Source organism: Streptomyces sp. Ag109_O5-1 (assembly GCF_003814875.1).
GTDB lineage: Bacteria > Actinomycetota > Actinomycetes > Streptomycetales > Streptomycetaceae > Streptomyces > Streptomyces sasae.
Map to the genome: position 1 here is coordinate 10,695,779 of NZ_RKQF01000001.1, position 23,860 is coordinate 10,719,638.

General features: G+C 71.9%; 18 protein-coding genes, 2 pseudogenes and 1 riboswitch. Of the genes and pseudogenes, 12 read left to right on the forward strand and 8 right to left on the reverse strand.

Annotated elements, in window-relative coordinates; translation table 11 throughout:
• Positions 1–4 precede the first annotated feature (4 nt).
• Positions 5–176: riboswitch (cyclic di-AMP (ydaO/yuaA leader) on the reverse strand.
• Between the two features lie 167 nt (positions 177–343).
• Positions 344–1,573, reverse strand: coding sequence for a PP2C family protein-serine/threonine phosphatase (locus EDD90_RS48695; RefSeq protein ID WP_123979421.1), 1,230 nt, complete (start codon positions 1,571–1,573; stop codon positions 344–346).
• A 312-nt stretch (positions 1,574–1,885) separates the two neighbouring features.
• Here EDD90_RS48695 and EDD90_RS48700 point away from each other — a divergent pair, with 312 nt between their 5' ends.
• Complete coding sequence (locus EDD90_RS48700) at positions 1,886–3,844, forward strand: DUF1996 domain-containing protein (protein ID WP_123982431.1); 1,959 nt, start codon at positions 1,886–1,888, stop codon at positions 3,842–3,844.
• 6 nt (positions 3,845–3,850) lie between these two features.
• On the opposite strand, the gene EDD90_RS48705 is transcribed toward EDD90_RS48700, so the two are convergent.
• Entirely contained in the window at positions 3,851–4,501 is a 651-nt protein-coding gene (locus EDD90_RS48705) for a lipoprotein (protein ID WP_123979422.1), read from the reverse strand.
• A 238-nt stretch (positions 4,502–4,739) separates the two neighbouring features.
• Here EDD90_RS48705 and EDD90_RS48710 point away from each other — a divergent pair.
• The 5 genes and pseudogenes from EDD90_RS48710 (at position 4,740) to EDD90_RS48735 (ending at position 11,728) form a co-directional block, all read left to right on the forward strand.
• Positions 4,740–6,063, forward strand: a pseudogene (locus tag EDD90_RS48710) (lipase family protein).
• A gap of 629 nt (positions 6,064–6,692) precedes the next feature.
• The gene (locus EDD90_RS48720; protein ID WP_123979423.1) at positions 6,693–8,840 is read left to right on the forward strand and encodes an acetoacetate decarboxylase family protein; all 2,148 of its coding nucleotides are present in this window, start codon (positions 6,693–6,695) and stop codon (positions 8,838–8,840) included.
• A 16-nt stretch (positions 8,841–8,856) separates the two neighbouring features.
• Positions 8,857–9,162 carry a hypothetical protein gene (locus tag EDD90_RS48725; RefSeq protein ID WP_123979424.1) on the forward strand — a complete coding sequence of 102 codons (306 nt, stop codon included), beginning with the start codon at positions 8,857–8,859 and terminating at the stop codon, positions 9,160–9,162.
• Between the two features lie 357 nt (positions 9,163–9,519).
• A complete protein-coding gene (locus tag EDD90_RS48730; protein ID WP_123979425.1) occupies positions 9,520–10,770 on the forward strand; it encodes a beta-ketoacyl synthase in 1,251 nt (416 codons plus the stop codon).
• Between the two features lie 31 nt (positions 10,771–10,801).
• Positions 10,802–11,728, forward strand: a complete 927-nt coding sequence (locus tag EDD90_RS48735) for an acyl-CoA desaturase (protein WP_123979426.1) — start codon at positions 10,802–10,804, stop codon at positions 11,726–11,728.
• A gap of 14 nt (positions 11,729–11,742) precedes the next feature.
• Here the strand turns inward: EDD90_RS48735 and EDD90_RS48740 are convergent, their stop codons facing one another.
• Positions 11,743–12,474, reverse strand: coding sequence for a DUF6454 family protein (locus EDD90_RS48740; RefSeq protein ID WP_123979427.1), 732 nt, complete (start codon positions 12,472–12,474; stop codon positions 11,743–11,745).
• Between the two features lie 268 nt (positions 12,475–12,742).
• Positions 12,743–13,423, reverse strand: coding sequence for an ATP-binding protein (locus EDD90_RS48745; protein ID WP_123979428.1), 681 nt, complete (start codon positions 13,421–13,423; stop codon positions 12,743–12,745).
• A gap of 331 nt (positions 13,424–13,754) precedes the next feature.
• Between EDD90_RS48745 and EDD90_RS48750 the strand changes: the two genes are divergently transcribed.
• The 3 genes from EDD90_RS48750 to EDD90_RS48760 all read left to right on the forward strand — a co-directional run bounded on the left by EDD90_RS48750 (position 13,755) and on the right by EDD90_RS48760 (position 15,808).
• Positions 13,755–14,630: a helix-turn-helix transcriptional regulator gene (locus EDD90_RS48750; protein WP_123979429.1), complete on the forward strand. Its 876-nt coding sequence runs from the start codon at positions 13,755–13,757 to the stop codon at positions 14,628–14,630.
• A gap of 1 nt (position 14,631) precedes the next feature.
• Complete coding sequence (locus EDD90_RS48755; protein WP_174856016.1) at positions 14,632–14,868, forward strand: DUF397 domain-containing protein; 237 nt, start codon at positions 14,632–14,634, stop codon at positions 14,866–14,868.
• A gap of 124 nt (positions 14,869–14,992) precedes the next feature.
• On the forward strand, positions 14,993–15,808 hold the full coding sequence (locus tag EDD90_RS48760; RefSeq protein WP_123979430.1) for an SAM-dependent methyltransferase: 816 nt from the start codon (positions 14,993–14,995) through the stop codon (positions 15,806–15,808).
• A 72-nt stretch (positions 15,809–15,880) separates the two neighbouring features.
• Here the strand turns inward: EDD90_RS48760 and EDD90_RS48765 are convergent, their stop codons facing one another.
• Positions 15,881–16,666, reverse strand: coding sequence for an NPP1 family protein (locus tag EDD90_RS48765; RefSeq protein ID WP_123979431.1), 786 nt, complete (start codon positions 16,664–16,666; stop codon positions 15,881–15,883).
• Between the two features lie 227 nt (positions 16,667–16,893).
• Between EDD90_RS48765 and EDD90_RS48770 the strand changes: the two genes are divergently transcribed.
• The gene (locus EDD90_RS48770; RefSeq protein WP_260328566.1) at positions 16,894–18,546 is read left to right on the forward strand and encodes a carboxylesterase/lipase family protein; all 1,653 of its coding nucleotides are present in this window, start codon (positions 16,894–16,896) and stop codon (positions 18,544–18,546) included.
• Between the two features lie 5 nt (positions 18,547–18,551).
• Here the strand turns inward: EDD90_RS48770 and EDD90_RS48775 are convergent, their stop codons facing one another.
• A complete protein-coding gene (locus tag EDD90_RS48775; protein ID WP_123979432.1) occupies positions 18,552–19,709 on the reverse strand; it encodes a PP2C family protein-serine/threonine phosphatase in 1,158 nt (385 codons plus the stop codon).
• 49 nt (positions 19,710–19,758) lie between these two features.
• Positions 19,759–20,748, reverse strand: coding sequence for an aldo/keto reductase (locus EDD90_RS48780; RefSeq protein WP_123979433.1), 990 nt, complete (start codon positions 20,746–20,748; stop codon positions 19,759–19,761).
• Positions 20,749–20,891: 143 nt separating this feature from the next.
• Here EDD90_RS48780 and EDD90_RS48785 point away from each other — a divergent pair, with 143 nt between their 5' ends.
• Both EDD90_RS48785 and EDD90_RS48790 read left to right on the forward strand, forming a co-directional pair.
• On the forward strand, positions 20,892–21,821 hold the full coding sequence (locus tag EDD90_RS48785; protein ID WP_123979434.1) for a LysR family transcriptional regulator: 930 nt from the start codon (positions 20,892–20,894) through the stop codon (positions 21,819–21,821).
• A 173-nt stretch (positions 21,822–21,994) separates the two neighbouring features.
• Positions 21,995–22,581 (forward strand): annotated as a pseudogene (locus EDD90_RS48790) (NAD(P)-dependent oxidoreductase); the annotation flags it as partial.
• Here EDD90_RS48790 and EDD90_RS48795 read toward each other — a convergent pair.
• Entirely contained in the window at positions 22,578–23,804 is a 1,227-nt protein-coding gene (locus tag EDD90_RS48795) for a cytochrome P450 (protein ID WP_123979435.1), read from the reverse strand. The pseudogene EDD90_RS48790 and the gene EDD90_RS48795 overlap by 4 nt on opposite strands.
• Positions 23,805–23,860: the final 56 nt, after the last annotated feature.

A 23,860-nucleotide genomic window follows, 5' to 3' on the forward strand; every position in this document is an offset into this window, starting at 1 on the left:
GTCGTGCTCCTTCCGTACTCCGCCTACCGGGTTAGCTGTCGGGTTCGGGCGTCGAATCCGGAAGGTATGCCCTACGGCCCTTGCCCTGGTGGGCAGTCGGCCGATTCACCCCAGTGGTCGGTTGGGTCCCCGGCTCCGGATCACCTTGGGAGGCCCGGACTCGGCGGAGGCCGCGCGGCCCGACGGGATTCGCCGGGGGGAGCCGAGCGGCTTAAACGTCAACTTAGCCAACTTGTGTCACTCGTGTGAAGGTTGAAGTGCGTAATGTCCGATACGTATTTGTGATGTTCGTCGTACTGTTCGGAACTCGACCGTGAGGGACGGCATTTCGCGCGTTGATCGATCACAGTCGTACGACCACCAGGGCGGTGTCGTCGGTGGCCCCCTCCGGGGGCAGCAGCTCCCGCAGGACGGCGTCGGCGAGTGTCTCCGGATCCAACTCGCGGTGCAGGGTGAGGGATCGGGCGAGGCGGTGCAGTCCCGTGTCGATGTCCTCGCGGCGCCGTTCGATCAGTCCGTCGGTATAGAGGACCAGTGTGGCGCCGTCGTCGAACGCGGTGACGGCCTGCGGGCGCGGCAGCGGATCGGGGCGGGCGTCGAGCGGGGGATCGGTGGCCCGGTCGAGGAACTCCACGCGGCCGTCGGCGTGCAGCAGTAGGGGTGGCGGATGCCCGGCGCTGCTGTAGGTGACCGTGTGCCGGTCGAAGTCGACGAACGTCGTCACCGCCGTGGCCGACTCGGCGCCGTCCACCACGTGCGCGTACCGTCCCAGCACGTTGAGCGCCTGGGCGGGCCCTTCGGCGACCCGGGAGGCCGCGCTGAGTGCGCTGCGCAACTGTCCCATGACACAGGCGGCTTCGAGTCCGTGCCCGACGACGTCGCCCACCGAGACGCCGATGCGGTCGCCGCCGACCAGGTCGACCAGGTCGTACCAGTCGCCGCACACGTTCAGCGCTCCCACGGCGGGTCGGTAGCGTACGGCCGCCAGGTGGTGGGCCGGCTGCCGGGGTGCGGGCAGCATCGCCTCCTGCAGGGCGACCGCCACCTCGCGTTCCCGGGCGTGTGCCTGCCGAAGCCGCTCGTTGACCGCCTGCAGCTCGCCCGCGCGCCGGTACAGCTCGGCCTCCAGGACCCGTGTCTGCCCGTCGTCGGCGGCCTGGCGCGCCCGGATCAGCTCGGTGACGTCCTCGACCCGGTGCACCAGCAGGACGACCTTCCCGTCCGCGCCGAGCACCGGCACGTTGACCGGGCTCCAGTAGCGCTCCTCCCAGTGTCCGGGCCGGTCGGGGATCTGTACGTCGTACCGCTGGAGGGCCATGGTGTCCCGCTCGCCCGTGGCCAGGGCCCGCAGCAGCGACGTCTCCAGGTTGCGCATGCCGGTCGCGTCGTCGTGGTTCGGATTGTCGGGAAACACATCGAACAGGTACCGGCCGATCAGGTCCTCGCGCTTGCGCCCGGACATGCGCAGGAACTCCTCGTTGGCGTCCGCGTACACCAGGTCGGGGGTCAACAGCGCCACCATCCCGGGCAGGGTCCGGAACACCGTCGCGTAGTCGATCTCCGTGCCGGTCATGACAGGGCCACCTCCCCGCCTTTTTCGCACCAGTTTCTCATGGAAAGTCTTCATCGCGCGGTGTGAATGGCCCCGGCCGGCGAGTGCGCACCGTGTTCGCCCGATTACCTGGCGGAGTGGCAATCTGTGAGGTCGCCGTGAATTCCCGGGGTTGTTGAACACGGCGGTGCCACGGCCCGTATCAGGCAGGGGATTTCCATGCCCGGCCGCCCACGACCACGCAGGGGTACGACCGTGAGTACGACCTTGAGACGCAACAGGCGCAGGCGCCCGACCGGCGCACGACGCGCGACCTTCGCAGCGGTCGCGCTGATGCTCGGAGGGGGAGGGCTGGTCGCGGTGAACGTCTACGCCTCGGCCACCGAAGGCGGCTCGGACCAGCAGTCCTGGCCGAACGTCCAGGTGCTGTCCGCGCCCACGGTCTACTGCCCCGACGTCGGCAGCAGACTGACGGCCGTGCCCGACGGGGCCCGGTCCGACGTCGACGGCGAACTCGCCCAGCTGGACCAGCAGATCGCGGCCGCCTACCAGCAACTCAAGGAATCGGGACAGGCGCTCCAGCAGGACCCCGGGTTCGCAGACCGGGAGATCATGAACCCGCTGAAGGAGAAGCGGTCCGCGACGCTCCAGCGCATCGCCGACGCCATCGGTCGTGAGGGTGACCGCCCTCAGGGCCTCGACGGCCTCGCCGCCTGCACCCTGCACTCCTCGAACCAGGACGGCCGGCAGTCGACGGCACCCCAGGACAGCGCCACGCCGAGCCAGGGCGGCGCCGCGCCGAGCCAGTCCGCCGGCGCCGGCGCCGGTGGCCAGGGCGGCAACGGCCCCGTCGTCGGCGACTACGCCGACATCACCACGGTCCAGCCCGACGTCTCCACCCCGGCCGAGCAGCCCGGCGGTTCCACCGGCACCTTCAGCTCCAGCTGCGGCGTCAACGCGAACGGCCTGTTCAACTCGGACAACGTGATCGTCGCGCCCGGTGTCTCCAACGGCGCCCACCACTTCCACGACTACATCGGCAACCAGTCCAACAACGCCTTCGCCAGCGACCAGGACCTCGCGAACGCCGACACCAGCTGTGCCGACAAGGGTGACAAGTCCACTTACTACTGGCCTGTCCTGCGGCTGCAGAACGGCAAGCAGGAGCGGGACGCCGACAAGCCGGGCGGCGGCACGGAGGGCAACGCCGGCCAGATCGTCACGGCGAAGCAGGTCACGCTGACCTTCGAGGGCAACCCGACGTCCAAGGTCACCGAGATGCCCCGGCTGCTGCGCATCATCACCGGCGACGCCAAGGCCTTCGTCAACGGCCCGAAGAACGCCAACGCCTCCTGGAGCTGCACCGGGTTCGAGGACCGGCAGCTCAAGGACAAGTACCCGCTCTGCCCCTCGGGCAGCGATGTCGTGCGCACCTTCAGGTTCCAGAGCTGCTGGGACGGGCGGAACATCGACAGCGCCAACCACCGCACCCATGTGGCGTTCGAGGGCCCCGACGGCAGCTGCCCGGAAGGCTTCAAGGCCATCCCGCAGCTGGTCCAGCGCATCGTCTACGACGTGGCCGCGCCGAGCCTCCAGGACGGCGGCCGTACGGTCCCGCTGTTCGCGGTGGACTCGTTCCCCGAGCAGCTGCACAAGCCGGTCACCGACCACGGCGACTTCATCAACGTCTTCGACGAGAGCCTGATGCGGGACATGGTCGACTGCATCAACTCCGGCCGGACCTGCGGGGCGGGTGCCGCCCAGCAGCCGCCGTCGCAGAGCGCCGAGCCGGACCCGACACAGACGTCTTCGAGCCCGGCCGCCCCGCCCAGCGACACGCCGGCCCCGCCCGCCGACACGTCGACCCCGCCTAGCGACACGGCTGCGCCGCCTGCCGAGACCGAGAGCGCCGAGCCGTCCTCCGAGCCCCCGGCCGACACGCCGACGACGGAGGCCGCCCCCGGCACCGTGACCGAGCTGCCGAAGGTCGACGCGAGCGTGTCGCCCAAGAAGTCGTCCACCACCTCGGGCGGCGGTGACATCAGCCGACCCACCGAGCGGCCCGACACCCAGGCACCGACCGCGTCGACCAGCACGGCCGCGGCCGCCCCGGCCGGGCAGCAGGAGAACCCGTCCACCGCACCCCAGACCGAACCCCAGACCCAGCCCCAGGCCGTCCAGGGCGGTCTCGCCGAGACCGGCGCCCACCTCTGGCCCGCCGCCTTCGGCGCGCTGCTGCTGGTGTCCGGGTTCGTGCTCCTGTGGCGCACCCGGTGGCGGAACTCGGCCTGACCCTTCCTAGGTCATGTGCAGCGTCTCCTGGGCGAGCTCGAACGCGGGGAGCATCTCTTCGTGCTCCTCGCTGTCGAGCCCGCCCAGGTGCAGTACGACGGGGCCGCGAGGCGTGATCACGGCCAGGGCCGACTCCTTCTTGCTCTCGCCGAGGAGCCTGCTGCTGCAGACGTAGTCGGCCCGCACTCCGGAGAGGCCGTTCGTCCTGAAGTTCCGGTACCTCGCTTGACCGGCGCAGTCCTCGGCGGCCACGAACGCCCGCAGCACCGCGCCCGCGTCACCGCTGCCCGGCTCTCCGGTCGACACCCGCAGGAACCCGATGGCCCCGGCGGGCTTGGCGTCCAGCTCGCAGACGAGGGTCACCGGGCCCTGCCGCAGCAGGCTGCCGGCGCTGTCGCCGTCCGTACCCGGCGAAGCGACGGCGGCGAGTCCGTCGACCGCCTCCGCCTTCCAGCCCCTGGCGATGCCGAACCCGACCGGCAGTTCACAGGCCGAACCGGCGGCGCCGACCGTGCCCGCGCTCCCGGCCGCACCGCTCGACCCGTGCCCCGACACCGCGACGTCGACCGAACGCGGCGACATGTCGCACCCGGTCAGCGCCCCCGTCGGCCCCGTCAGCAGCGCGAGCCACGCCACCCATCTCCGTGCGGTCCCCATCCCGTGCCTCCCCCTCGGCTCGTTGACCCACCGTCATATTACTGAACCGTAACCAAACGGCCGCTACCGCCGGTAACGCATCGCTCGTTACCGTCGAGTAAATCGCGCATGCCCCACACACGCACCGCGCATGTACCGCACTCGCATCGCACACGCACACGTACCGCACACGCCCCGTCGGCCGCTCCGGGGACTCCCCGTACCACCTCCCACGTCCAGCACGTCCAGGAGGTTCCCCATGCCCGTACGCATCCGTCTGCTGGCCACCGCCGTCGCCGCTGCCGCCTGCCTCTGCGTCCAGACGCTGCAGGCCACGGTCTCCCAGGCGGAGGTCTCCCGAGGTGTCACCATCCCCGCCTTCTACGACCCTCCGGCCACCCTGCCCACGGCCGACGGCACCCTCATCCGCACCGAACCCCTCCCGCTGGCCCTGAGCCTGCCGAGCCTGCCGGGCCCGCTGCCGGGCAGCGCGACCCGGCTCATGTACAAGTCCACCGACTCGGCCGGCGAACCCGTGGCGGTCACCGGCGCCTACATCGAGCCGACGCTCCCCTGGCTGGGACCCGGCGCCCGCCCGCTGGTCGCTCTCGCCCCCGGCACCATGGGCCAGGGCGACCAGTGCGCCGCCTCCATGGGTCTGCAGCACCCGCTGGTGCTCAACGGCCAGACGGTGTCCGTCGGTTACGAGGACCTGTCGATCTACCGGCTGCTCGCCGAGGGGGTCGCGGTCGTCGTCACCGACTACGTCGGCCTCGGCGCGACCGACCGGCTGCACACCTACGTGAACCGGCTCGACGGCGCCCACGCGGTCCTGGACGCCGTACGTGCCGCCCGGAGCGTGCCCGGCACCTCGGTCACCGCGGCCTCGCGCGTCGGCCTGTTCGGCTACAGCCAGGGCGGCGGCGCGACCGCCGCTGCCGCCGAACTCCAGCCGGGATACGCCCCCGATGTCACTCTCTCCGGCAGCTATGCCGGGGCGCCGCCCGCCGCCCGCCGACCTCACCGCCGTCACCGCGGCCATCGACGGCAGCGACCTGGCCGGCGCCCTGGGCTGGGCGGTGAACGGCTTCGTCCAGTCCGACCCGGCGCTCCGGCCGATCGTCGCCGCCCACCTCAGCGCGGCGGGCCGGGCCGCGCTCACCGACCTGTCGACGATGTGCGTCGGCGACGCGATCCTCGCCTACGGCTCCACACACAGCACCGCCTGGACCACCGACGGCAGCTCCGTCTCCGACATCATCGGCGAGGAGCCCGCCCTCCAGGCTTTCCTGGACGACCAGCGCATCGGCACGACGGCACCCGCGAGCCCGGTCCGGCTGGCGACCGGCGTCAGCGACGACCTCGTCCCGCACGCGCAGGCGCGGCGGCTCGCCGTCGACTGGTGCGACGAGGGCGCGAACGTCACCTACGTCCCGGTCGTCCTGCCGGACGCGGGCCGAGCCCTGCTGAACCACCTGGAGCCGTTGATCACCGACCAGGGCGATGCGGTCGCCTGGCTCACCGCCCGGCTGTCCGGCGTACCGGCCGTCTCCGACTGCTGGACCATGCCCGCACAGCCCTGACCACCGGCCCGCCGACGTTTGCCGTCGGCGGGTCCTGCACAGCAGGGTGCCGGTGTGCCTGGCTTGCTGATCGTCCATCACACCGTTCCTGTGGACTGAGCAGGATTGAGCCCCCTCAGCCGCACGCCCCGAACGGTCTTGGGCGCACTGGTCGCCAGCGTACTCAACCCCGGGGCAGCGACACGGATCCTGTCCGTGGTCCGATCCCGGGAGGCCGGTTCCCTCACGACCTGGCCATGTGGATGTGGCCAGAGGCGACGGGGAGGCCCTGAACCATCACTCCGGTGGAGCAGGGGCCCCGCACGCTGGCGCCACACCCGGCGTCCCAGATCGCACGATCACCGTAGCCCGAATGGCCCAGGCCACCGCAAGCCCGCCCCCGACCATCACACGATCGAGTTAAAGCGCACTCGTGCGTGCTCCCTGGCGACCAGCCTGCAACCCCTGCCTGGAAGAGACCCGCGGCTGCCCTTTCGGCGCCTACATGCACGGCGGCCCCGGCCACCGGGCCCGGCACGGGTGGGCACCGTACCGGCGGACACGCTCCACCCGGATGGACGAAGGTGCGCGCGCCCGGTCCAGGGCACACGATGGGACCAGGCCATGTCGTCGATCCGAGGGAGCGTCGGATGGCAGCGCATCGCCGCGCCTCCGGGCCGCCCACTAAGGAACTGCTGCGCGAGTGCGCCCATGATGTGGTGGACGTCGCCGAAGGCATCCGCGGGGTATGCGCACGGACCAGCTCCGTCCTGTTCGCCCCGGCGCTGACAAGCTCCGCGCACCGCCGTCCGCGCACCGGCCTGGCCGCCCGCTGGGCGCTGCTGCGGGCGCTGACCAACAAGCAGGGACTCGGCGGTTCGGCGATCGTCGCGCCGGACGGGGTGGGCCATCTGCTCGGCGCGGCGGGCGAGGCGCTGGGCCGGGAGAGCCTGGCCGCGCAGGTGGCGGTCACCTCGCTGCGGCTCCGGATCGCCGCCGTGCTCCTCGACCACCCCGAGTTCGAGCACGACCCGGGGATACGCCGGCTGACGGAGGCCGTCACCGCCGCCCGCGACCCGGAGGCCGTACGGGCACTGCGTACCCTCTTCAAGGACCAGGGCGCCCAGCACGCGCTCGCCGGACTCACCCCGATCCTCGCCGAACTCCTCGCCGTCCGGGGCCTGCTGGACGAGGACCCGCTGAACGACGAGACCGCCTGGGCGCTCGCCGTCGGCCGTGACCTCACCGCCGACCCGGTGACGGGCCTCGGCACCTCCCGGCTCTTCGCCGTGGACCAGGGCGAAGGCGCCACCGCCCGGTCCGTCGAACTGTCCGTGCGGGAGCGCCAGGGCATCGCCGACGAGGGCTCCTTCCTCGGCTTCCTGCGCAACATCGACCTGCTCTCCGTCGACGGCCGTGTCCTCGTCCAGGAGGTGCGCGGCCCCGACGGCGTCCTCCGGTACGTCGTCCAGGCGCCCGGCACGGCCCCCGGGCGCCCCCGGCACGACTCCCCGCAGGACTTCGCCGACGCCTGGCGCAACCTGTTCATGGCCGACTCGCCGTACACCCGCTCGGTCCTGCTGGCGATCCGGCGCCATGGCATCCCGCGCGGTGCCGACCTCGCGCTGCTCGGGCACGGCGAGGGCGGCACCGCGCTGATGAACCTCGCCCAGGACGACGAGTTCTGCCGCGCCTACCGGGTCACCCATGTCGTCGCCGTCGGCTCGCCGGTCGGCGACAAGAGGCCCGCCGACCCGCGCACCTGGGTCGCCGGCATCACCAACCGGTACGACATCGTCCCCGGGCCCGACGGCCGGGGCGCGGGCGCCCTCGCCCCGCACCCCAACCGGTATGAGGCCGACTACGCAGGACCGGACCGGGAGTTCCCGCTCTGCCACATGCTCCGCGTCTACATAGAGCACCTGGAGACGGTGATCCCGCGGACCGCCCAGGACATCGACCTGGCCCTCACCCCCTACCGGGGCCCGGTCGAACTCACCCGCGTCTACCAGCTCCAGGATCGCGCCCACCCGCCCGAGGGCTACCCCTTCCTGGCCGTGCCCACCACCAGCCTGCCCACCTCGGCCGGTCCGGTCGACGTGCCGGTCCGCTACTACGACTCCTCCGCCGCCCACCTGTGCTACCCGGTCGACACCGACGTGGCCCGCAGTCTGCTGCCGGACGTGACCTGGATGGTCCCGACCCGGCTCGGCCGCCGCGCCCTGGCCGTGCTCTCCCTCTACGAGCACCGCTGCACCACCATCGGCCCCTATACCGAGCTCGGCCTGTCGATCCTGGTCGACGACCTGTGGCGGCCGCACGCGTACGACATCGCCGTGGACCTGCTGCGCCGCGTCGACCTGCGCCGCACCGGACGGTACGTCGTCTCGCTCGCGGTCGGCACCGAGGAGGCGCGGGCGGTGGCGGCGGAGGTGTGGGGCCAGCCGGCCGTGCATGGATCCGCCGCGGTCGATCTCCAGGGGCGCGAACTCCATGTCGAGGCACCTGAGCTGGGTCTCAGCGTGGAGGGCGGTCCGGGGCCCGGCGTGCGCTGTCCGGAGGTGGACTGGGTGCTCTACGGCCGTCGCGGCGACAGCACGGTCCGCACCCTCGTCCGCGCCCACGGGAGGCTGCAGCTCCATGGCCGGCCCCGGGTGCGGCTGCGGCTCGACGGCGCCCACGGGCCGCTGGCCCGCCACCTCCAGATCCTCGAACTCGACACGGTCCGGCCCAGGTTCGTGCTGTCCAGCCGGCGCTTCATGGCCCGCAGAAGCGCCGGCGCGGTACTGCCCCGCTGAGAACAGGTGAGCCCCCATGGCGACCGAATCCCGTCCCGCCACCGCGTCCCCGGAACTCCTCGCCTACGTCGACGACCTGAGAGTCGACGCCGACCGGATGGACGGCTATGCGCAACGGCTGCGCGGCGCCGCCGCGACCCTGGGCGGCTGCGCCGGGACGCCGGAGTGGAGCGGCGCCGCGCTGGAGCGGCAGGCGGTCGCCTGTACGGCCGCAGCAGCACAACTGCGCTCCGCGGCAACCGCATTGCTGGCGCATGCGACAGAACGCAACGCCCGGCCCCGCCGCCCGGGACATAATCACGAAGGCACCGACACACGCTGACACCCCGGAGGAAGCCTCTCGGGGGCGCGGGGGACTGCGCGCCCAGCCCCCACCGGCCTGCGGTGGCGGGAGGTCTGGGCGTATGGCGTGCCCGCCTTCAGGTGGGACCGGTGGACCCACCTTCTCGGGGGCGCGGGGAACTGCGCGACCAGCCCCCACCGGCCCGCGGTGGCCGGAGGCCCGAGCGCGCTCCGCGGCTGTCCGGCCGGAGGCCTGGGCGCACTCCGTGCCCGCGCGCTGCATCCCTGCACTTCGCGGGCGGCGTTCGCACTTCCGGGTGGTAGCGGACCGTCCGCCTGGGCCGAACGAGGCGTGGCGGCCGGTAACCGCCGGTCGTGCGGCGCATAATCACCGCCCATGCAGCTCGTGAACACAGGCGACGCACGGCGCGCTCGGGTGGCAGTCACCGGCCTCGGACTGGTGACACCGGCCGGCATCGGCAGGGACGCGGCCTGGGAGGGACTGTGCGCGGGCGACTCGACGGCGCAGCCCGATCCGGAGCTGGCAGGGCTGCCGGTGGCCTTCTCCTGCCGGGTGCCCGACCTGGACGCGACCACCCTGCTGGGGCGCCGGCTGAGCCGCCGGCTCGACCGCTTCACCACCTTCGCCCTGCTGGCCGCCCGGGAGGCGGTCGCCGACGCCCGGCTCGACCCGGACGCCTGGGACGGGGCGCGGATCGGCGTCGTGATGGGGGTGGGCACCGGATCCATGCAGGGCTGGCAGCCCGAGTTCGACCGCCTTGCGAACCACATCCCCGAACGTGTCTCCCCGCTGGCCCTGCCGCGCAGCGTGCCCAACATGGCCGCCGCCGAGATCGCCCTGGACCTCGGCGCCACCGGCCCCAACATGGTCGTGAGCACGGCCTGCGCCTCCGGCACCAGCGCGATCGGGCTCGCCCGGGACTGGCTGCTCGCCGGCCGCTGCGACCTGGTGCTGGCCGGGGGCAGCGAGTCGGCCCGGCTGCCGATGACCGCCGCCTGCTTCGCCCAGATGCGGGCGCTGTCCCGTCGTAGCGGCGAACCGCACAGCGCCTCCCGGCCGTTCGACCGGGACCGGGACGGCTTCGTCCTCGGTGAAGGTGCGGGAGTACTGGTCCTGGAACGCGTCGCGGACGCCCGTGCCCGGGGCGCGCGGCCCGAGGCGTACCTGGCCGGGTTCGGTGCCTCCTGCGACGCCCACCACTTCACCGCCCCACACCCGGACGGCGACGGCGCCGCCCGGGCCCTGCGCGCCGCCCTCGCCGACGCCGGGCTCGCCCCGGCGGACGTCGATCACGTCAACGCCCATGGCACCGCCACCCCGCAGGGGGACGCGGCCGAGCACAACGCGCTGCACCAGGTTTTCCACCGCCCGCCCCCGGTCACCGCCGTCAAGGGCACCATCGGGCACGCCATCGGCGGCGCCGGCGCCATCGAGGCCGCCTGCACCGTACTGAGCCTGCGCCACCAGCTCGTCCCGCCCACCGCCAACCTCGATGTGCTCGACCCGGCGCTGGACCTCGACGTCGTCACCAAGGTGCCGCGCGCCCACCGGATGCGCGCGGCCGTCAGCAACTCCTTCGGGTTCGGCGGGCAGAACGCCGTACTCGCCTTCACCGCCGTCGACTAGCGGCGCCCCCGTCCCCGGCCGAAAGACAGGCATGTACCAGGAAGCCAGCACCACCCCGGCCCGCGGGCGCGCCCTGCCGACCGCCGAACAGTTCATGATCGGCGTCTTCGTCGCCGTACCGTTCCTGGCGCTGCTCGCCGCCGTGCCGCTGGCCTGGCGGCACGGGCTGAGCCCGGTCGACCTGGCCCTCGCCGTCGTCTTCTATCTCGTCAGCGGGCTCGGCATCACCGTCGGCTTCCACCGACACTTCACGCACGGCTCGTTCAAGGCGCGGCGGCCGCTCAGGATCGTGCTCGCGCTGGCGGGCAGCATCGCCGTGCAGGGCCCGCTGATCACCTGGGTCGCCGACCACCGCAAGCACCATCAGTTCTCCGACAAGGACGGCGACCCGCACTCGCCCTGGCGGTACGGCCGTTCACCCGGCGCCCTCGCCAAGGGCATGCTCTACGCCCACCTCGGCTGGCTGTTCGAGACCGAGCACGCCTCGCCCCGGCAGTACGCTCCCGACCTGGTCAAGGACCGGACCCTGATGCTGATCTCCCGTCGCTTCGGGCTCCTGGTCCTCGCCTCGCTCGCCCTGCCCACGCTGCTCGGCGCAGGGCTGACCCGGTCCTGGCAGGGGGCGCTGACCGCGCTGTTCTGGGCCGGTCTGGTTCGGATCTGCATGGTCCACCATGTCACCTGGTCGATCAACTCCATCTGTCACGCGGCCGGTTCACGGCCTTTCCACAGCCGGGACAGGTCCGGGAACGTGTGGTGGCTGGCCCCGCTGTCCTTCGGCGAGTCCTGGCACAACCTCCACCACGCCGATCCCACCAGCGCCCGCCACGGCGTGCTCACCGGCCAACTGGACGCCAGCGCCCGGCTGATCCGCTGGCTCGAACGGCTGGGCTGGGTCTACGAGGTGCGCTGGCCGGACCGGCGCAGGGTGGACGCCAAGCGCACCGGGGCACGTTGAACGCGCGTCGGGCGTCAGCCGCGCAGCGCGGCCTCCAGCACCAGCAGGCTCGCCGCGCCCGGTGCCGAGGAGTCGTCGGGCAGCGCGTACAGCCGGAGCCGGTCGGCGCCGGCGACCTCGAAGTCCGTGGCCCCGACGGAGACCGCGCGCCCGGTGGGGGAGAGGACGGCGACGGCCACGCAGTCGTGGAGGCCGACGCGGCGGCCCGGCACCGCGGTCTTGCCGACGGGTTCACCGTCGGTGCTCAGCACCAGGATGCGCCGGCCGCCCCAGGTGACGGTGTGCAGCAGCCCGGTCTCCGGGTCCCGGGCGATGCCGGCGAGGTGGTCGGGATACCGGAACATCTCCTCGACCTCACCGCTCGCCGGGTCCAGGCGGTAGACGATGGACCGCGAGTCGGGCCGGTCCTCGGCCACGGTGACCCAGACGAACTGTCCGTCGTGGGTGAGCCCGCCGGCGTGGTGGAGCGCGTCCTCTCCCAGGTCCCAGTGGCGCAGCAGACGGCCGCGCGGGCTCATCTCGAAGAGGTGCGCACGGCCCCGGCCCGCGCCGTACGACGTGCCGTCCGCACCCCGGACGGCCCCGGCAGGCTCCAGGATCTCCGAGCCACTCACGAAGAAGGTGCCGTCGGCCCGGTCGATGCCCCGGGGGTGGTGGCAGACGAAGTCCAGCGGAACCGTGTCCACGAGCACCCACCCGGCGGCCCTGTCCACCCGGGCGATGGCCTCGTCGACCGTCGTAGTCATGGGGCTGCCGCCTTCCACCACGGGCCGTTCCACCCTCGATCATGCGGTGCGGCGACCGGGACCGCATCCCGTGCCGCCGCCCTGCCAGGGGTGCGGTTCGCCGGGGCGGGCGCACGGCGGCCCGGCCCTCTTCCCGAGGGCCGGGCCGTGAGGCCGGTGCGGTGGGCAGCCGACCGGCGTGGTGCGGGATCAGCGGGCCGGAGCGGTGTGGGGTTGATCCGGGCCGGGTTTCGGGCGGGTGCGTGTCCAGGACGGGTCGGCGGCGGGGTCAGGAGTGGGGGGACGGTCCATGGGTCGACGGGCCTCCTGAGTAGTGCGGGGTGGTGGGGGGTTCGTCCGGTGCCGTCGACAGTTCGGCCCAGACGACGCGTACCGAGGGGCCCTCCGGTGCGATCGCGACGCCCCAGTCGAGACTGAGCGCGTCGACCAGGAACAGCCCGCGCCCGTTCTGCTCGTCGGGTCTGGCCTGCCGGGGCGCCGGGAGCGTGAAGCCCCCGTTCTGGTCCTCGACCTCGATACGGATCCGGTCGCTGCCGGCGTGCACCCGGCACACGATCCGCCGGCCCGCCGAGTGGACGATCGAGTTGGTGACCAGTTCGGAGGTGACCAGGACCGCATTGTCGCGGGCCTCCTCGCCCACGCCCCACGAGTCCAGCAGTTCGCCCACGCTCCGGCGGGCGTTGCCCACCGCCCGCGGCGTCGGCGCCAGGTCGAAGGCCCGGCTGTGGACAAGGGTGGTGGGTCCGTCCCCGGAGGCGAACCGATCGAGGCCTTGCGGCCCAGGGAGTCGACCTAGGCGTTCGCCTCCGGGTGGTCTGGGGACGTTGCCCGTCACGTCGGACGAGCGGTGCGGGCCCTCGGCACCGGCCGTCAGAGCCGGGCGGGGCAGGCCGGGTATCCGGTCCTCGGGGAGTCGGTCGAGCGGCTGGGGGAGAGAGGGCGGTGCCATCGCCGTACGCCTTTCGTCCGGCTTCGCAGCGTGGGGGGCTGAGCGGTCGCGGTCCGCCCCGGAGCTCCCGCAGGGCAGACGACGGCCCGTGCCTGGACGGCACCGGGTCACAGCTCAGTCTCCCCCAACTGGACTGCTTCGCCTGCTCCTTGGTCGACCGGAGCATTGAGCCCACTCTGACATCTGCCAACATCGCCTCGCAACCAGCAAGTTGAAAATTGCAAGAAGTGAAGTGCATGCTGCTCGCGACAAGAAGTGATCGAAAGAGTCCGTGTGCCGATCACCACTGCGTGAGACGGTGACCCTGAAACCTGGTGTGAGGGGGTAGGGCGTGACCTCGGAGACCGACTGGGGCGGTGCCCCTTCCGTCCTGCGCATGATCCTGGGCCGGCAACTGGAGGAGCTGCGGACCCGGGCCGGCCTGACCTATGAACAGGCCGGCGCCGCGATCGGCGTCAGCCACTCCACGATCCGCCGGATGGAGGCCGCCAAGGTGGCCCGGCTGCGGCTCGCGGACGCCGAGAAACTGCTGCAGACCTACGGGGTGACGGACCGCCAGGAGCTGGACACCTTCCTGCAGTCGGTGCGCGAGGCCAACAAGCGCGGCTGGTGGCACACCTACCGCGATGTGATGCCGGACTGGTTCGCCGCCTATCTGAGCCTGGAACAGGCGGCGTTGCAGATCCGCGCCTACGAGAACGAGTTCGTGCACGGCCTGCTGCAGACCCGCGAGTACGCCGCCGCCCTGCTCGGCGCCGGCAACCCGCACGCGCCGACCGAGGCCACCGAGCGCATGGTGGCGCTGCGCATGCGCCGCCAGGAGCTGATCACGCGGGAGGCGCCGCCGCGGCTGTGGGTCGTGATGGACGAGACGGTGCTGCGCTGGCCGGTCGGCGGCTCCGGGGTGATGCGCGCCCAGATCGACCATCTGATCGAGCTCAACCGGCTGCCCAACGTCACCTTGCAGATCATGCCGTTCGCCAACGGCCCGCACCCGGCCATGCGCGCGGGCGCGTACCACCTCTTCCGGTTCAAGGCCCCGGAACTGCCCGACATCGTCTATCTCAACGGCCTGGTGGGCGCGGTCTACCTGGACAAGGGCGACGACGTCGTGGTCTATCGCGAGGCCCTGGACCGGTTGGGCGCCCAGGCGGCGCCCGCCAGAAGGACCGAGGCGGTCCTCGGTGCGATTCGCAAGGAGCTCTGACGTGCACCACCCGATACACAACGGCATTCCCTCCCGGCAACTCGGCGCGCGCGGCTGGTCCAAGCCGTGGAGCGACGACGCCGGCGGCGCCTGCGTGGAAGTGAAGAAGCTCGCCGACGGCCGGGTCGCGGTACGCCAGTCGACCGACCCCGACGGTCCCGCGCTGGTCTTCACGCCCCGTGAGATGACGAGTTTCCTGTCAGGTGTGAAGGCGGGTGACGCCGACTTCCTGATGTGACCCCTGTTCCTGGAACTTCCTTGCTATAGCTGATCGTTCAACCACCCCCCACACCAGACGCACCACCCCCGCAGTCCCTCCGAACACCCCCGCATCCCCCCTCACCTGAATGGGAGACACGGCGTTGCCCGACAACGGATGGCCGGCCGACCGCATCGACACCGAGAACGCGCACTCCGCGCGGATCTACGACTACATCCTGGGCGGCAAGGACTACTACCCCGCCGACCAGGAGGCGGGTGACGCGATGTCCCGGGAGTGGCCCGCGCTCCCGATCCACATGCGCGCCAACCGCGACTGGATGAACCGCGCCGTGCGCTGGCTCGCCGAGGAGGCGGGCATGCGCCAGTTCCTGGACGTCGGGACCGGCATCCCCACCTCTCCGAACCTCCATGAGATAGCCCAGGCGGTGTCCCCGGACTCCCGGGTCGTCTACGTGGACAACGACCCCATCGTCCTCACCCTGTCCCAGGGCCTGCTCTCCAGCACGCCCGAGGGCAGGACGGCGTACATCGAGGCCGACTTCCGTGATCTGACGGACCTCTTCGACGCCCCCGAACTGCGCGAGACCCTCGACCTGGACAAGCCGGTCGCGCTCACGGTGATCGCCATCGTGCACTTCATGCTCGACGCGGACGACGCGGTCGGTGTCGTACGACGCCTCCTCGAACCGCTGCCGTCGGGCAGCTACCTGGCGATGTCCATCGGCACCGCCGAGTTCGCGCCCGAGGAGGTGGGCCGGGTCGCCCGCGAGTACGCGGCCCGCAACATGCCGATGCGGCTGCGCACCATCGACGAGGCCCACGAGTTCTTCGAGGGCCTGGAGCTGGTCGAGCCGGGCATCGTCCAGGTCCACAAGTGGCACCCGGACGGCACCGGCGAAGCGGGCATCCGCGACGAGGACATCGCGATGTACGGAGCGGTCGCCCGCAAGCCGTGACACGGTCTCCGTGCCGGGGCCCGGCTCACCTTCCCGGCCCCGGCACGGTCGTTCCCACGGGTACCGGCCGGCTCAGGCGTTCGGGTCGAACGAGATCCCGGACGGCATGGAGTACCCCAGGTTGGCGTTGAACGAGCCGTCCTTGATCTTGATGGTGGCGTCGCCGAAGTCCGCGTTCATCAGCTTGTCGCGGTAGCCCGCCGGGTAGCCGTCCCAGCCCACCAGACGCGGGTAGAACCAGCCGCCGGTCACGTTCTCCGGCGGGTCGTCGTTGGAGTTGGCGAAGCGGAAGTCGTGGGTGGACAGGCCGTCCTTGTGGTACACGATCTTCGGGTGGGTGCCGTCGAACCGGATCGCCGAGGCCGCCGCCACCTGGTAACTGCTGTGCTGCGACACCGAGACGTACTGCACCTGGTTGTTCTGGATCCACACGATGACGTGTTCCCAGTCGTGCCGGTGCCCGATGGCCAGCGGCCCGTACGTCGCCTGGTCCTTCTCGAAGTAGCTGGCGTACATCACGGCGCACCAGCCGTTGTTGCACTTCTCGCGCGAGTACGTGTTGGCGTTGGCGAGCTGCGCGTAGTCGTGGCAGTGGCCGTTGACGTCACCGCCGAGCTTCAGGCCCGGGTTGATGGTGCCGTCGGCGCCGATCGCCGCGGTGGCGTAGCAGCCGTCCCCGTCGTAGTCGTAGGCGGGGGAGAAGGTCTGCTCCAGTCCGTCGGCGTTCTGCGGCAGCAGTGTCAGGACGTCGGCGTGCGCGGTCGCGGGCACGGCGACGACCAGCGCGAGCGCACCGAGGGCCGCGGCGAGGGCTTTGCGGAACGGCCGTCTGCGGGTGGGGGGTTGCAGGTCGGGCATGTCGGCTCCCTGTCTGTGAAAGGCGAAGCGGAGTCTGGCAGTCAGCCCATGGTCGAGAACACCCTCACGACTTAACTTTGACCCAAAGACAATTGAACAGCCGAGCCAACTCCCTTCCTTTCGGCACCTGTTGACCTGCTGTGAGTAGCCGGGATGTGCTTGCCGCGCGCTCCGGAACGGCGCCAGGCTTCCGTCGGCTCGTCCCCCCACCCCCGAGAGGGAGCCCCGTGAGCGACAGAGACATGCGTTCCGCCGCGCTGAACCGGCGTGGCTTCCTCGGCGCGGCCGCCGCTGCCGGACTGCTCGGCGCGCTGGCTACCCCCGCTGAGGCAGCACGGAGCGCGGCCGCCACCCCGGTCACCACGGAGTCCGGCCAGGTCACCGGAGCCCAGGGCGGCCTGCGGGGTGTCACCGTCTACAAGGGCATCCCCTACGCCGCCTCCACCGCCGGCGCGGGCCGCTGGCGCCCGCCGCAGCCGGCCCCGTCCTGGGACGGCGTCCGCGCCGCCGACTCCTTCGGCCCCGCCTGCCCGCAGCCCGTCACCGGCATCCCCAGCGACCAGGTGCCCGAGCTGAGCGAGGACTGCCTGAACCTCAACATCTGGACGGCTGCGACCAGTTCGAGCGACGCCCGCCCCGTCCTCGTCTGGCTCTACGGCGGCGACCGGGCCCTGTGGTCGGGCCAGGAGCTCTACGACGGCTCCCTGCTCGCCGCCAAGGGCCTCGTCGTCGTCACCCCCAACTACCGCGTCGGCGTGCTCGGCGGCCTCGCCCACCCCGAACTGACCGCCGAGTCCGCGTACGGCGGTTCCGGCAACTGGGGGATCCTGGACGCCGTCGCCGCACTGGAGTGGGTCCAGCGGAACATCGGCGTGTTCGGCGGCGACCCGGACCGGGTGACCCTGGGCGGCTGGTCGCAGGGCGCGTCCTTCGTCGACATCCTGCTCGCGTCCGGGTGCGCGAGGGGCCTCTACCACCGTGCCCTGCTCTCCTCCGGCGTGCGGTACACCAAGGACCCGGCGATCGCCCGGGGAACCTCCCGCTACCGGACCCTCGCCGACGCCGAGGCGAACGGCACCGCCCTCGCCGCCGACCTGGGCGCCGACGGCCTCGCCGCACTGCGCGCGCTGGACGCCGACGACCTCGTCACCGGAGCCGCCGCGGACACCGCCGCTGACTTCGGCAACGTCCTCGACGGATACGTCCTGCCGGACACCTACACCGCCGTACTGGAGGCCCGCACCGAGACCGATGTGCCGGTCCTCACCGGCGTCTGCAAGGACGCCAACGGCGCCTCACCCGACCTGGCGATGACACTCGACGCGTACAACGCGTACGCCGAGTCCGAGTTCGGCCCCCTGGGGCTCACCGACACCTTCCTGGCGCTGTACCCGGCGGACAGCGACACGGCGGCCGCCCGGCAGTACTGCGCCTACGCCCGCGACCAGGAACGTGTCTCCGCCTTCCTGTGGGCCGCGCAGTTCAAGGACACGGCCGGCAACTCCGGCCCGGTCCACACCTACTTCTGGACCCGCGTCCCGCCCGGGTACGACAACACGAACCCGGTCATCGGCACGGCCGCGACCGGCGCCTTCGAGGGCTCCGACGTCTACTACCTGCTCGGCTTCCTCTACAGCACCGACCGCCCGTGGACCGCGCAGGACTACGCCGCCGCCGACACCGCCGCCTCGTACGTCGCCCGCTTCGCCGTCACCGGCGACCCGAACGGCTCCTCCCTGACCGCCTGGCCCGCCCTCAGCACCGACACCCCGCAGACGATGCAGCTCGGCGCGGCCTACGGCACGCTCGCGGTGGCCGACAGCGACGCCAAGTTCACCTTCCTGAAGACGTATCTGAAGGCACAGACCGAAGCCTTCTGAAGCCTTCACGCATGGGTCGCGCCGTGTCCGAGGATGCCGTGATGGTGCCGGCGGTGCACGGTCGGGGTGCGGTGCAGGGCGATCAGGGCCGCGTCGTCGCCGAGGCGCCCGCCGACATGGGCCAGCAGATCGCGCCGGATGTGGTGCATCAGCGACTCGGGAGCGGCGTCGGTCCACTGCGCGACCCGCTCCGCGAGCGGGTAGAAACGGCCCTGCGCGTCCCGTGCCTCGACGACACCGTCGGTGTAGAGCAGCAGGGTGTCGCCCGGCTCGAAGGAGAAGACGTCAAGGGTGTGCTCGGCGCCGTCCGCGCTGGGCACACCCAGCGGTGGCGCCGGATGCACACTCGGGACCGTGACCGCGTGCCCCGGGCTCAGCAGCAGGGGCGGCGGATGGCCCGCGCTGGTCATCCGGGTGAGCGGGTCCTCGTCGGGGATCTCGATCAGCAGCGCGGTGACGAACCGCTCGCCCATCTCCTCCGGGGTCTCCAGCTCCGCCCCGTAGCGCTGCACGCTCTGCTCCAGGGACGCCGCCAGCTGCGGCAGGGCGACATTCCGGTGGGCGGACTCCCGGAAGGCGCCCAGCACCAGCGCGGCCTCGCCGATCGCGGACAGCCCCTTGCCCCGGACATCGCCGATCAGCACCCGGACCGCGCCGTCGCACCGGGTGGCCGCGTACAGATCACCGCCGATTTGTGCCTCGTCCTCGGCCGCCAGATACAGCGAGGCGATCCGCAGCGGGCCGATGTACTCCGGCAGCGGCCACATCAGCACGTGCTGCGCGGCCTCGGCGACGGTGCGCACCTGGGCCAGCTGGGCCCGCCGCCGCTCCCGGACCGCGCTGTAGACCACCACGATCACCGAGAGCACCGCCAGGGTGACGATCTGCACGATGTGGTTGGCGGTGGTCAGCCCGCCGTGGAAGACGGCGATCAGCACCTGGGCAGCCACCGCCAGCGCCCCGACCAGCGCGGTCGCCCGGGGGCCGGCGAACGACGGGGTGAGCGCGGGGGCGATGACCAGGGCGGGGCCCAGATGGATGTCCTTGGGTGTGCGCAGGTCCGCCACCGTGATCACCAGGATGAGTGCGATCGGGAGCAGCAGCAGCGCGTGCGACTGCCATGACCGCCGTAGACCCGCCGCACCGATCCACCGCGTCACCATGCCACCAGCGTGCGCCAACCCCGTCCGAGCGGCCACCGCGCGCGGAACCCTAGAGATTCACGGAGCGCATCCCGTTCTCGTCGTACCGCTCGCCGGCCGCCCTCGGCACCTCCGCGTCGATACGGGCCAGGTCCTCCTTGGTCAGCTCGACGTCGACGGCGCCCGCGTTCTGCTCCAGGTAGCTGCGGCGCTTGGTGCCCGGGATCGGCACGATGCCGTCGCCCTGGGCCAGCACCCAGGCGAGGGCCAGCTGCGCCGGGGTGACGTCCTTCTCGGCGGCGATCTCCTTCACCTTGGCGGCCAGCCGCAGGTTGGCGTCCAGGTTGTCGCCGGTGAAACGAGGACCGCTGCGCCGGAAGTCGTTCGCGTCGAGCTCGTCGGGGGAGGAGAACCGGCCGGCGAGGAAGCCACGGCCCAGCGGCGAGTACGGGACGAACCCGATGCCCAGCTCCCGGCAGGTCGGCAGCACCCCGTCCTCCGGGTCGCGGGACCACAGCGAGTACTCGGTCTGCACCGCGGTGATCGGGTGGACCGCGTGGGCCCGCCGGATCGTCTCCGGGCTCGCCTCGCTCAGTCCGATGTGCCGCACCTTGCCCTCGGCGACCAGCTCGGCCATGGCGCCGACGGTCTCCTCGATCGGCACGTTCGGGTCGACCCGGTGCTGGTAGTACAGGTCGATGTAGTCGGTGCCGAGCCGCTCCAGCGAACCGTGGACCGAGCTGCGGACGTGCTCGGCCGAACCGTCCTGCCGGCCGATGGTGCTCATGTCGCCCGGGACGGCGTGGTCCATCCGGTAGTTGAACTTCGTGGCGATCACGTACTCGTCCCGGTGCCCCCGGACCGCCTCGCCGACCAGCGTCTCGTTGGTGAGCGGGCCGTAGAGCTGCGCGGTGTCGAGGAACGTGACGCCCAGTTCCAGCGCGCGGTGGATGGTCTGCACGCCCTCGTCCTGGTCGGTGGTGCCGTAGAAGGCGGACATGCCCATGCAGCCGAGGCCGATGGCGGAAACCCGCAGATCCCGCAGATTGCGCTGCTCCATGTGACTCCCAGCCTTTCCTGCTGACTAGTGCTGTGCTTCGGACGCTACGACTTGAAGAGCACTCGAAGTCAAACGGGTGCCGCGGATCCGGTACACGTAGACCCGGGGACCGTGACCGCCGCCCGAACCCCCGGGGAGCCCGCATGCTGTTGCGCCGGCTCGAATATCTTGTCGCGCTCGCCCGGGAGCGGCATTTCGCCCGGGCGGCGGCCGCCTGTCATGTCTCGCAGCCCTCGCTGTCCGCCGCGATACGACGACTCGAACACGAACTCGACGTGCCGATCGTACGCCGGGGCCGCCGCTACGAGGGACTGACACCCGAGGGCGAGGTCGTGCTGGCGTGGGCGCACCGCATCCTCGCCGAGGGGGACGCGTTGCGGCAGGAGCTGTCGGTGCTGCGGGACGGACTGACCGGCACCCTGCGCCTCGGGATCGTCCCCACCGCCGTCCCCGTCGCCTCGCTCCTCACCGGTCCCTTCTGCGACCGGCATCCACACGCCCGGGTGGCCATGGAATCCCTGTCGTCCGCCGACATCCGGCGCGGCCTCGCCGAGTTCGAACTGGACGCGGCCATGACCTACCTGGACGACGACGAGCTACGGCAGGTGCGCCGCTTCCCGCTCTACGAGGAGCGGTACGTCCTGCTCACCCCGGCCGACGGCCCCCTCGGCGACGCGGCCGCCGCCACCTGGTCCCAGGCCGCCGCCCTCCCGCTGTGCCTGCTCGGACGGCGGATGCGCAACCGGCGCATCGACGACTGCTTCGCCGCCGACGGCGCGGCCCCCGTCCCGGCCATCGAGTCCGACAGCGTGGCCGGGCTCTACGCCCACCTCCCCGGCGGCCGCTGGTCCAGCGTGATCTCGCACGCCTGGCTGCACATGTTCGGGGTGCCGCAGGGCATGCGCGTGGTCCCCCTGGAAGGCCCGGCCCACGGGCCCCGCGTCGGGCTCGTCGTCGCCCGCAGCGAGCCCCGGTCGGTGCTCGCCCAGGCCCTGCTGCAGGTCGCCCGGGAGGCGGGCCTCAGGGACGCCCTGGACAGCCGGCTGCACGCCGTCCTGGACGGCCGCGGCTGATAGAGACCGGCTATCACGACATAGCAACGTTCGCTTTGACCTGCGTAGTTGCTGCCATGGATCGTGAAAGGCGCCCATCCGCAGCGGAGTTGAGGAGCCGCCACCATGGCCAAGGTGCTCTGCGTCCTGTACGACGACCCGACCGACGGATACCCGAAGAGCTACGCCCGCGCATGCACGTCGGGACCGTCGCCGCCGGCCGGATCGGCCTCGCGGCGCTGCGCCGCCTGGCACCCTTCGACGTGAAGCTCCACTACACCGACCGCACCCGGCTGCCGAGTCCGTCGAGCGCGAACTCGGTCTGACCTTCCACGAGAGCGCGGCCGCCATGGTCCCGCACTGCGACGTCGTCACCGTCAACGCGCCCCTCCACCTCGAGACCGAGGGCCTGTTCGGCGACGAACTGATCGGTGCGATGAAGCGCGGCGCCTATCTCATCAACACCGCACGGGCCCGGATCGCCGACCGCGACGCCGCCGAACGGGCCCTGCGCAGCGGTCGGTTGGCCGGTTACGCGGGCGACGTCTGGTTCCCGCAGCCCGCGCCCGCGGACCACCCGTGGCGCACCATGCCGCACCACGGGATGACCCCGCACATCTCCGGCTCCACCCTCTCCGCGCAGGCCCGCTACGCGGCGGGCACCCGGGAGATCCTGGAGTGCTGGCTCGCCGGCCGGCCGATCCGCGACGAGTACCTGATCGTCGTCGGCGGTCGGCTGGCCGGCACGGGAGCCAGGTCGTACTCCGTGAACGCCGGTTAGGGGTTCAGCCGGACCGGCAGCTCGAAGAGGTCGTTCTGCGTGACCACCGGCTTGTTGCGCAGCTCCGACGCCGGTACCGCCAGGTCCAGGTCGGGGAAGCGGCCGTAGAGCGCGGGCAGCGCCACACCGGCCTCCAGCCGGGAGAGCGCCGCACCCGGGCAGACGTGCGGGCCGTGCCCGAAGGAGATGTGCCGGTTCTGCGTCTCCCGGGTGATGTCGAACTCCCCGGCGCTCGGCCCGTGAGCGTTCTCGTCACGGCCTATCGCGGCGTACGACACGATCAGGGCGTCCCCTGCCGGGAGCACCTTGTCGCCGACCTGGACGTCCTCGGTGGCGAACCGGATCAGCACGTGCGAGGTCGGGGTGGACCAGCGCAGGGTCTCCTCGACCACCGCCGACCAGTCCACCTCGCCGGCGAGCACCTTGGCCCGCTGGCCGGGGTGGGTGGAGAGGTTGACCACGGCGTTGACGATCAGGGAGATCGTCGTCTCGTGACCGGCCGCCACCATCAGCTGGAGGGTGGAGACGATCTCCTCGTCGGTGAGGTGGTCGCCGTCCTCGGAGGCCAGGATCAGCGCGCTCGTCAGGTCGTCGCCGGGCTCGGCCCGCTTGGCGGCGACCGTCTTCGCCATGATCCCGGCCAGCTCGGTGAGGGTCGCGATGACCTCCGCGGGCGGGGTCTGGGTGGAGAAGAACTTCTCGAACAGCACCTTCAGACGCGGCAGTTCGGCCTCGTCGATGCCCATCAGGTCGGCGACCACGTACATGGGCAGCGGATAGGCGAAGGCCGCCTTGAGATCGACGCTCTCCTCGTCCCCGGGAAGTCCGTCCAGCAGGTCCTGGGTGAGCTTCTCGATGCGCTCCCGCATCGCCTCCACCCGGCGCGGGGTGAGCGCCTGCGCCACCAGGGTGCGCATCCTGCGGTGGTCGGCGCCGTCCACGGTGAGCATGGAGCGGCCGGGGTTGGCGAGACCGATCAGCGGCCAGTCTGGCGCGATCTCCCCGCGCTGCCAGGCGCCCCACACGTTGATGTCCTTGACCAGACGCGGGTCGGTGAGCAGCGCCTTGGCTTCGGCGTGCCGGGTGACCGCCCAGACGGGCACCCCGCCGGGCAGCTCGACGGCTGCGAGAGGACCGGCGGCGCGCAGCCGCGCGCTCTCGCCCTCCAGGTCGGTGACGAAGGGGTCGAGGGCGATCCGGGCTTGTTCGGTACCGGTCGTCATCGTGACGTGCCTCCCAGGGCAGGGTCGGGTAACTGCGCCATGCGGTGCTGCGCCTG

What these genes read in the sequence shown, in the direction of transcription:
- EDD90_RS48785 (WP_123979434.1), top strand. Translation starts at nt 20,892, where the DNA reads ATGCTGTTGCGCCGGCTCGAATATCTTGTCGCGCTCGCCCGGGAGCGG.
- EDD90_RS48780 (WP_123979433.1), bottom strand. Translation starts at nt 20,748, where the DNA reads ATGGAGCAGCGCAATCTGCGGGATCTGCGGGTTTCCGCCATCGGCCTC.
- EDD90_RS48765 (WP_123979431.1), bottom strand. Translation starts at nt 16,666, where the DNA reads ATGCCCGACCTGCAACCCCCCACCCGCAGACGGCCGTTCCGCAAAGCC.
- EDD90_RS48725 (WP_123979424.1), top strand. Translation starts at nt 8,857, where the DNA reads ATGGCGACCGAATCCCGTCCCGCCACCGCGTCCCCGGAACTCCTCGCC.
- EDD90_RS48695 (WP_123979421.1), bottom strand. Translation starts at nt 1,573, where the DNA reads ATGACCGGCACGGAGATCGACTACGCGACGGTGTTCCGGACCCTGCCC.
- EDD90_RS48730 (WP_123979425.1), top strand. Translation starts at nt 9,520, where the DNA reads ATGCAGCTCGTGAACACAGGCGACGCACGGCGCGCTCGGGTGGCAGTC.
- EDD90_RS48720 (WP_123979423.1), top strand. Translation starts at nt 6,693, where the DNA reads ATGGCAGCGCATCGCCGCGCCTCCGGGCCGCCCACTAAGGAACTGCTG.
- EDD90_RS48700 (WP_123982431.1), top strand. Translation starts at nt 1,886, where the DNA reads ATGCTCGGAGGGGGAGGGCTGGTCGCGGTGAACGTCTACGCCTCGGCC.
- EDD90_RS48775 (WP_123979432.1), bottom strand. Translation starts at nt 19,709, where the DNA reads ATGGTGACGCGGTGGATCGGTGCGGCGGGTCTACGGCGGTCATGGCAG.
- EDD90_RS48745 (WP_123979428.1), bottom strand. Translation starts at nt 13,423, where the DNA reads ATGGCACCGCCCTCTCTCCCCCAGCCGCTCGACCGACTCCCCGAGGAC.
- EDD90_RS48740 (WP_123979427.1), bottom strand. Translation starts at nt 12,474, where the DNA reads ATGACTACGACGGTCGACGAGGCCATCGCCCGGGTGGACAGGGCCGCC.
- EDD90_RS48735 (WP_123979426.1), top strand. Translation starts at nt 10,802, where the DNA reads ATGTACCAGGAAGCCAGCACCACCCCGGCCCGCGGGCGCGCCCTGCCG.
- EDD90_RS48705 (WP_123979422.1), bottom strand. Translation starts at nt 4,501, where the DNA reads ATGGGGACCGCACGGAGATGGGTGGCGTGGCTCGCGCTGCTGACGGGG.
- EDD90_RS48795 (WP_123979435.1), bottom strand. Translation starts at nt 23,804, where the DNA reads ATGACGACCGGTACCGAACAAGCCCGGATCGCCCTCGACCCCTTCGTC.